Annotated in this window: 1 protein-coding gene; it reads right to left on the bottom strand. The window is 74.1% G+C overall.

The features are described from left to right. Window positions 1-24: 24 nt before the first annotated feature. The gene (locus tag AB0B33_RS42840; protein ID WP_360782825.1) at window positions 25-9,192 is read right to left on the bottom strand and encodes a type I polyketide synthase; all 9,168 of its coding nucleotides are present in this window, start codon (window positions 9,190-9,192) and stop codon (window positions 25-27) included. Window positions 9,193-9,224 lie beyond the last annotated feature (32 nt).

A 9,224-nucleotide genomic window follows, 5' to 3' on the forward strand; every position in this document is an offset into this window, starting at 1 on the left:
TCATCCGTTCGTCCAGTCAGGGCGTCACTGCGCCGGCGGCGGGGAAATCTTGTCGATGAAGGCGAAGACCTCGTCGGCCGACGCGTCGGCCAGCTGTGCCTTCTGCGGCGCGGGTTCCGCGCTCCACCGGTTCAGCAGGGACTTCAGCCGCATTTCGACGCGCAGCCGGAGGTTCTCGTCGGTTTCGAGGTCCCCCAGCGACGCCTCCAGCTGGTCCAGCGCCCCGAACGCCGACTCGCCGGGCGCGGTGCCCGGAGTGATCTCGGCGGCCAGGAACCGGGCCAGCGCCACCGGTGTCGGGTGGTCGAAGACGGCGGTGGCCGCCAGCCGCAGGCCGGTGACCTCCCGCAGCCGGTTGCGGACCTCGACCGCGGTCACCGAGTCGAAGCCGAGGTCGCGGAACGGCCGGGTGCTGCCGATCGCGTCGGCGCCGCGGTGACCGAGGACGACCGCGGCTTCGGTGCGGACCAGGTCGAGCACGGCCCGGTCGCGCTCGGCCGCCGTCAGCCCGGCCAGCCGCTCGCGCCAGCCGGCCGCGGCACCTTCGTCGTAGCGGGTCTGCTCGGCTTCCAGCCGGTCCAGCACCTGCCGGACCGCGGGCAGGTCCTCGATCAGCGGGCGGCGCCGCGACGCCGTGAAGGCCGGCACGAACCGCTCCCAGTCGACGTCGGCCACGGCGAGGAACGTCTCGTCGCGGTCGAGGGCGCCCTGCATGGCCGCCACCGCGCGCCCGGGTGCCATCGGCCGCAGGCCGCGGCGCCGCAGCTGCTGCTCGCCTTCGTCCTGCGCCATCCCGCCGCCGGCCCACAGGCCCCAAGCCACCGAAGTCGCCTTGACGCCGCGGGCGCGACGCTGTTCGGCGAGCGCGTCGAGGTAGGCGTTCGCGGCGGCGTAGGCACCCTGGCCCGCGCTGCCCCAGACGCCGGAGTTGGAGGAGAACAGCACGAACGCTTCGAGGTCGTCGCCCAGCAGCTCGTCGAGGTGCGCGGCGCCCGCGACCTTCGCCGCGAGGACGTCTTCGAACTCGTGCAGCCCGGTCTCGGCCAGCGTGCTCGACTGCGGCAGCCCGGCGGCGTGCACGACGGCGGTGGGCGCGTGCGCCAGCCCGGCCAGCAGCTCCTCGACGGCCTTGCGCTCGGCGACGTCGCAGGCGGCGATGGTCACCGCGCAGCCGAGTTCCCGCAGTTCGTCCGCCAGCGCGGTGGCCCCCGGGGCGGCTTCGCCACGACGGCTGGTGAGCACGAGGTGCTCGGCGCCGGCGCGGCCCAGCCAGCGGGCGACGTGCGCGCCCAGCGAACCGGTGCCGCCGGTGACGAGCACGGTGCCGCGCGGCCGCCACGGCTCCCCCGCGGGTGCCGGACGCGCCGGGCGCAGCCGGCGGGCGAGGACGCCCTGGGCGCGGATCGCGAGCTGGTCTTCGCCGCCCGGCTCGGCCAGCACGCCGGCCAGCCGGTCGGCGGCACGGTCGTCCAGCGTCGCGGGCAGGTCGAGCAGACCGCCCCACAGTCCCGGGTACTCCAGGCCGATCACGCGGCCGAGGCCCCACAGCTGCGCGGGCACGCTCGACGCCGGGGCGTCGCCCGCGCCGGTCGCGACCGCACCGCGGGTGAGGATCCACAGTGGAGCATCGATCCCGGCTTCGGCCAGCGCCGGGGCCAACGCGGCCGTCGCCGCGACCCCGGAAGCGATCAGCGGGTGACCGGGCACCGGCGTTTCGTCGAGTCCCAGCAGGGAAACCACACCGGCGTACTCCCCCGGCGGCAGGTCCTCCGCCGTGGTGGTGACGACCTCGGCGCCGCGGACGGCGAGCGCGTCGAGCACCGAGTCCGCGAAGGAACCGCGACCGGCGGGCACGAGTGCCAGCCAGCGCCCGGAAAGCAGCGGCAGAACCGGTTCGGCGACCGGTGTCCAGCCCACCTTCAGGCACCAGGAGTCCACAGTGGATTCTTCGGTGCGGCGGGTGCGCCAGCGGGACAGCGCGGGCAGCACGGCGTCCAAAGCCGCGCTGTCGACACCGAGGACGCCGGCGAGGTCGTCGGTTTCCTCGAGCGCCGTCCAGAGCCCGTCGTCGGCCGGGGCCGCCGGGGCCGGGTCGAGCCAGTACCGCTGGTGGTCGAAGGCGTACGTCGGCAGCGGGACCAGCCGGGCCCCTTCGCCGAACGCCGGCGTCCAGTCGACGTCGACGCCGTGCACCCAAGCTTCCGCGAACGACGTGTACAGCCGGTCCAGGCCGCCTTCACCGCGGCGCAGCGTACCCGTCACGACGGCTTCGTCCACAGTGTCCTGGACGCTCATCGTGAGCACCGGGTGCGAGCTGCATTCGATGAAGGTGCCGTAGCCGTCCTCGGCCAGCAGCCGGGTGGTCGCGTCGAACAGCACCGGGTTGCGCAGGTTGGTGTACCAGTAGCCGCCGTCGAGCCCGGCCGTGTCGAGGGGTTCGGCGGTCACCGTGGAGTAGAAGGCGATGTCGGACGAGCGCGGCGAAACCGGCGCGAGCAGCTCGCGCAGCTCGGCTTCGATCTCTTCGACCTGGGCCGAGTGGGAGGCGTAGTCGACCGGGATCCGCTTGGCGCGCACGCCGTCGGCTTCGCAGGACCTAATCAGCTCGTCCAGTGCGTCCGGAGCGCCGGAGACCACCACCGCGGCCGGGCCGTTCACCGCCGCGACCGAAAGCTGCTCGGTCAGGCGGGCTTCGACGGACTCGCGGGATGCGGCCACGGACACCATGCCCCCGCGCCCGGCCAGCGCCAGGATCGCCTTGCTGCGCAACGCGACCACGCGGGCGGCGTCCTCCAGGGAGAGCGCACCGGCGACCGCGGCCGCGGCGATCTCGCCCTGGGAGTGGCCGATGACGGCGTCGGGCTGGACGCCGTGGGCGCGCCAGGCTTCGGCCAGCGACACCATCACGGCGAAGAGCGCGGGCTGGACGACGTCGACCCGCTGGAGCATGGCGTCGTCACCGAGGACGGCCGGCAGCGACCAGTCGACGAACGGCGCCAGCGCGCGTTCGCAGTCCCGCATGCGGGCCGCGAACGCCGGCGACGTGTCCATCAGGTCCAAAGCCATCCCCACCCACTGCGAGCCCTGCCCGGGAAAGACGAAGGCGACCTTGCCCCCGTGGCGGGCGCTGCCCCGCACCAGGCCGGGAACGGCCCGGCCGTGGGCGAGCGCGCCCAGGGCGTCGTGGCCGCTGTGCTCACCGGCGGCCACGAGCACCGCCCGTTGTTCGAACGTAGACCGGGAATTCGCGAGGGAGTACCCCACATCTGCGGCCCGGACCCCCTGTGCGGCCCCTACGCGGGCCTGCAGGCGACGGGCCTGCGAAGCCAGGGAATCGGGGGTCTTCGCGGACAGGACCCAGGGCACCGGGCCGGTCGCGGCGGGCCCGGACAGCTCCGCCGCGACCGGCTCCGGTGCGGCTTCGAGGACCGCGTGGGCGTTGGTGCCGCTCATCCCGAACGACGAAACGGCGGCCCGGCGCGGCCGGCCGGTTTCGGGCCAGGGCCGGCTTTCGGCCAGCAGCCGGACGTTGCCGGTCGTCCAGTCCACATGGGACGACGGCGTGCCGGCGTGCAGCGTGGCCGGCAGCACGCCGTGGCGCAGGGACAGGACCATCTTGATGATGCCGGCGACGCCGGACGCGGCCTGGCTGTGGCCGATGTTCGACTTGACCGAGCCGAGCCACAGGGGGTGCTCGCGGTCGCGGCCGTAGGTGGCCAGGAGGGCCTGGGCCTCGATGGGGTCGCCGAGGGTGGTGCCGGTGCCGTGGGCCTCGACGGCGTCGACGTCGTCGAAGGTCAGCCGGGCGTTGGCCACGGCCTGGCGGATGACCTGCTGCTGGGCGGGGCCGTTGGGGGCGGTGAGGCCGTTGGAGGCGCCGTCCTGGTTGACCGCCGAGCCGCGGATCACGGCGAGGACCTCGTGGCCGTTGCGCTGGGCGTCGGCGAGCCGCTCGACCAGCACGACGCCGACGCCCTCGGCCATGCCCATGCCGTCGGCGTCGTCGGAGAAGGCCTTGCAGCGGCCGTCGGACGCGAGCGCGCGCTGACGGCTGAAGGCGACGAACGACGCCGGGGTCGACATCAGCGCCACCCCGCCGGCCAGGGCCATCGTGCACTCGCCGTTGCGCAGCGACTGGCAGGCCAGGTGCAGCGCGACCAGCGAAGACGAGCACGCGGTGTCGACGGTGACCGCCGGCCCGGTGAGCCCGAAGGTGTAGGAGATCCGGCCCGAGACGACGCTGGCCGCGCCGCCGGTGAGCAGGTGCCCGGCCGAGCTGTCCGGCTGGGCGAGCCCGATGCCGTAGTCGGCGTAGTTGGTGCCGACGAACACGCCGGTCGCGCTCCCCCGCAGGCTCTCCGGGTCGACGCCGGCGCGTTCCATCGCCTCCCACGTCGTCTCCAGCAGGAGCCGCTGCTGCGGGTCCATGGTGAGCGCTTCGCGCGGCGAGATGCCGAAGAAGCCCGGGTCGAAGTCGCCCGCGTCGTGCAGGAAGCCGCCGTGGCGGGTGTAGCTGGTGCCCTCGTGGTCGGGGTCGGGGTCGAACAGCGCGCCGGTGTCCCAGCCGCGGTTGGCCGGGAACCCGGTGATGGCGTCGCCGCCCGCGGTGATCAGCTCCCAGAGGTCCTCGGGGCTGGTGATGCCGCCGGGGTAGCGGCAGCTCATCGCGACGATCGCGATCGGCTGGTCGTCGGCGACCGCGACGACGGTCTCGGTGACCGCGGTCGTGGCGCCGAAGAGGCCGTCGAGCAGGAACGCCGTGATCCGCTCGGCGGTCGGGTGGTCGAAGGCGAGGGTGGCGGGCAGGCTCTGGCCGGTCTCGGCGGCGAGACGGTTGCGCAGCTCGACCGCGGTGAGCGAGTCGAAGCCGAGTTCCCGCAGGGCGACGCCGGGTGCGACGGCGTCCGGGCCGTCGTGGCCGAGGACCGCCGCCGCGGTGGCGCGGACCAGCTCGAGCACGGTCCGGGTGCGGTCGGCGGCGGACTGCCCGGTCAAGCGCTCGCGCAGGCCGCCCGTGGGGACCGGGGCCGCTTCCACGGTCAGCGCGTTGCGGACCTCGGGCAGCTCGTCCAGCAGGGGGCGGGGCCGCAGCGCGGTGAAGACCGGGGCGAACCGCGTCCAGTCGACGTCGGCGAGCGCGAGGAACGTCTCGTCGTCGGCCAGGACCTGGCGCAGCCCGGCGAACGCGAGGTCGGGGTCGAGGAACGGCAGGCCCTGGCGGAGCAGGCGGCTCGCGTCGAAGTCCTGGTTCTCCTTGGCGGCGTCCCAGGGGTTGACGGCGTTCCAGACGCCCCAGGCCAGCGAGGTCGCGCGGAGGCCGCGGGTCCGTCGGCGCCGGGCGAGGGCGTCGAGGTGGGCGTTGGCCGCGGCGTAGGCCGCGTGGTCGCCGCTGCCCCACACGCCGGCGATCGAGGAGAACAGGACGAACGCGTCGAGGTCGCGGTCGAAGACGGCGTCGAGGTTTTCGGCACCGAGCACCTTGGCCTTGGCGACGGCGGCGAACTCGGCGACGTCGGTGGCGTCGATCGAGGCCAGCTCGATGAGCGCGGCGGCGTGGATCACCGCGCTGATGTCGTAGCGGTCGGCGAGCGCCTGGACATCGGCGCGATCGGCGACGTCGCAAACTGCGAAGGTGACCGGGATGTCCAGCGCGGCGGTCAGCTCGGCCGCGCCGGGCGCCTGGTCGCCGCGGCGGCTGGCCAGGACGACGTGTTCGGCGCCGGTGCGCTCCAGCCAGCGGGCGATCCGCGGGCCGAGCGCGCCGGTGCCACCGGTGACGAGGACGGTTCCGCGGAACGACCACGGACCGCTCTTCGACGCGGGCGCGCGGACCAGGCGGCGGACGAGGACCCCGGAGTCGCGGACGGCGAACTGGTCTTCGTCGCCGCCGGCGGCCAGGATCGCGGCGAGCCGTCCCGCGGCACGCTCGTCGAGGTCGGCGGGCAGGTCGACGAGACCGCCCCAGCGGCCCGGGTGTTCGAGGCCGATCACCCGGCCGAGGCCCCAGATCTGGGCCTGCGCGGGCGACGGCGTCTCGGTCGCGACGGCGCCGGACGTCAGCAGCCACAGCGGCGCGCTGATCTCCGCGTCGCCGAGGGCCTGGGCGAGCAGCAGCGTGCCCGCGACGCCGGACGGCAGCTCGGGGAAGTCCGGGTGCGGACGTTCGTCGAAGCCCAGCAGCGAAACCACGCCCGCCGGGTCCGGTTCGGCGTCGCGCAGGCGGGCGGCCAGGCTCTCGCGGTCGCCGGTCACCTCGACCGGCACGATCTCGACGCCGAGTGCGTCCAAAATGGACGAGTCCTGACCGGGCGCGACCACGGCGAGCCAGCGGCCCGAGAGCGTGCCCGCGGGTTCCGGAGCCGGGCGCCAGCGGACGTCGTAGCGCCAAGAGTCCACCGTGGACTTGTCGTGTGCCGTCCGGCGCCACTCGCTCAGCGCGGGCAGCAGCTCGCTCAACGGGATTTCGGTGTCGACGCCCAGCGTCTCGGCGAGGGCCTGGAGGTCGTGGCTGTCGACGACCTCCCAGAACCCGGAGTCCTCCGTGGTCGCTACCACGGGCGTGCCAGGCTTCAACCAGTAGTGGCGGTGCTGGAAGGCGTAGGTGGGCAGGTCGACGCGCGCCGCGCCGGCGAAGTACGACGTCCAGTCGACCTTGACGCCGCGTACGTGCGCTTCGGCGACCGAAAGCGCGAAGCGGGCCAGGCCGCCTTCGCCGCGACGCAGGGAACCGAGCGCGACGACGTCGTCCCCGATCGCCATGGTCAGCACCGGGTGCGGCGACGCCTCCACGAACGTCCCGAACCCCTCCCGCTTGAGCTGCTCGACCGCGATGTCCAGCCGGACGGTGCCGCGCAGGTTCGTGTACCAGTACTCGGCGTCGAGCGCGGTGCCGTCGATCCACTCGCCGGTCACCGTGGAGAAGAACGCCGTCTCCCCGGGCCGCGGCGTGATCGGAGCCAAGACGTCCAGGAGTTCGCCGTGCAGCTGTTCCACCTGGACGGAGTGGGACGCGTAGTCCACCGGGATCCGGCGGGTGCGCACGTCTTCGCACGCGGCCATGAACTCTTCGAGGGCTTCCGGTTCACCGGAGACGACGGTCGCGGCGGGGCCGTTCACCGCGGCGATCGAGATGCGCTCACCCCAGGGCCGGGCGAGCGCCTCGGTCCGCTCGCGCGAGGTGGCCACGGACACCATCCCGCCCGCACCCGCCAGCGCGAGGATCGCCTTGCTGCGGAGTGCGACCACGCGCGCACCGTCCTCGAGGGACAGCGCACCGGACACGACGGCGGCGGCGATCTCCCCCTGCGAGTGGCCGATCACGGCGTCCGGGCGCACCCCGTGGGCGGCCCACAACGCGGCGAGGGACACCATCATCGCGAACAGCGCGGGCTGCACGACGTCGACGCGGTCCAGGTCGATTTCGCCGTCCAGCAGCGAGAAGCCGGTGTGCGGTTCGAGGGCACGCGCGCACTCGGTGAAGCGAGCGGCGAAGACCTCGGACGTGGCCAGCAGCTCCGTCGCCATCCCGGCCCACTGGGCACCCTGGCCCGGGAAGACCATGGCGACCTTGCCGGCGCTCCCGGCGGCACCCGTGACGACGTTCGGCGCCGGGACGCCGTCAGCCAGCGCCCGCACGCCCGCGAGCAGGCGCTCCCGGTCCTCGCCGACCACGACCGCACGGTGCGCGAACGCGGACCGGGTCGTCGCCAGGGAAAGCGCGACTCCAGCCGGGTCCGCGTCCACAGTGGCCAGCCGGGACGCCTGCTCGCGCAACGCCTCCGCCGACTTGGCCGACAGCACCCACGGCAGGACGCCGTCGACGGGCTCCGCTGCCGCAGGCTCCTCGGCGGGCTCCTCCAAGATGATGTGCGCGTTGGTGCCGGAGATCCCGAACGACGACACCGCACCCCGGCGCGGCCGGTCCGCGGTCCACTCGCGGCCTTCCTGCAGCAGCTCGACCGCGCCCTCGGTCCAGTCGATCTTCGTCGACGGCGTCCCGGCGTGCAGGGTCGGCGGCATCCGGTGGTTCCGCAGCGCCATGACGAGCTTGATGATGCCGCTGACGCCGGCCGCGGCCTGGGTGTGGCCGATGTTCGACTTCACCGAGCCGAGCCAGAGCGGCTCCGGGCGGTCCTGGCCGTAGGTGGCCAGCAACGCCTGGGCTTCGATCGGGTCGCCCAGCGCCGTGCCGGTGCCGTGCGCTTCCACCAGGTCCACGTCCACAGTGGACAAGCGGGCGTCGGCGAGCGCGTCCCGGATCACGCGCTGCTGGGACGGCCCGTTCGGCGCGGACAGGCCGCTGCTCGCGCCGTCCTGGTTCACCGCCGAACCGCGGACGACGGCAAGCACCGGGTGCCCGTGCCGGCGCGCGTCGGACAGCCGCTCCACGAGCAGCATGCCGACGCCCTCGCCCCAGCCGGTGCCGTCGGCGCCCTCGGCGAACGCCTTGCACCGCCCGTTGCCGGACAGGCCGCCCTGGCGCTGCATCTCGGTGAACATGCCGGGGTTGACCATCACCGCCGCACCACCGGCGAGCGCGAAGTCGGATTCCCCGCGCCGCAGCGACTGCACGGCCAGGTGCAGCGCCACCAGCGACGACGAGCACGCCGTGTCGACGGTGACGGACGGGCCTTCGAGGCCGAGGGTGTAGGAGATCCGGCCGGACAGGACGCTGGTCGCGGTGCCGGTCATCAGGTGCCCCGCGACCGCTTCGGCGTCCTCGCCCGCCCCGGTGGCGTACCCCTGGTGCGCGGCGCCGACGAACACCGCGGACCGGCTGCCGCGCAACGACTCCGGCACGATCCCGGCGCGTTCCAGCGCCTCCCACGACGTCTCCAGCAACAGTCGCTGCTGCGGGTCCATCGCGAGCGCTTCGCGCGGCGAGATGCCGAAGAACCCGGCGTCGAACAGGCCCGCGTCGTGCACGAAGCCGCCTTCGGCCGCGAAGCCGGCGTCGTGCGCGTCCGGCCAGCCGCGGTCGGCGGGGAACCCGGACATCGCGTCGCGCCCGCCGTCCACCAGCTGCCACAGGTCTTCCGGCGAGCGGACGCCGCCCGGGAACCGGCAGGCCATCCCGACGATCGCGATCGGCTCGAACCCGGCGTCCTCCACCTCCTGGATGCGCTTGCGGGCGCGCCGGAGGTCCGCGGTCACCTTCTTCAGGTATTCCCGGAGCTTCGCGTCGTTGTCCATCAGGCCCCATCCCGTCGGTGCGTGGCGTCCAT

Source organism: Amycolatopsis sp. NPDC049159 (assembly GCF_040648295.1).
GTDB lineage: Bacteria > Actinomycetota > Actinomycetes > Mycobacteriales > Pseudonocardiaceae > Amycolatopsis > Amycolatopsis pretoriensis_A.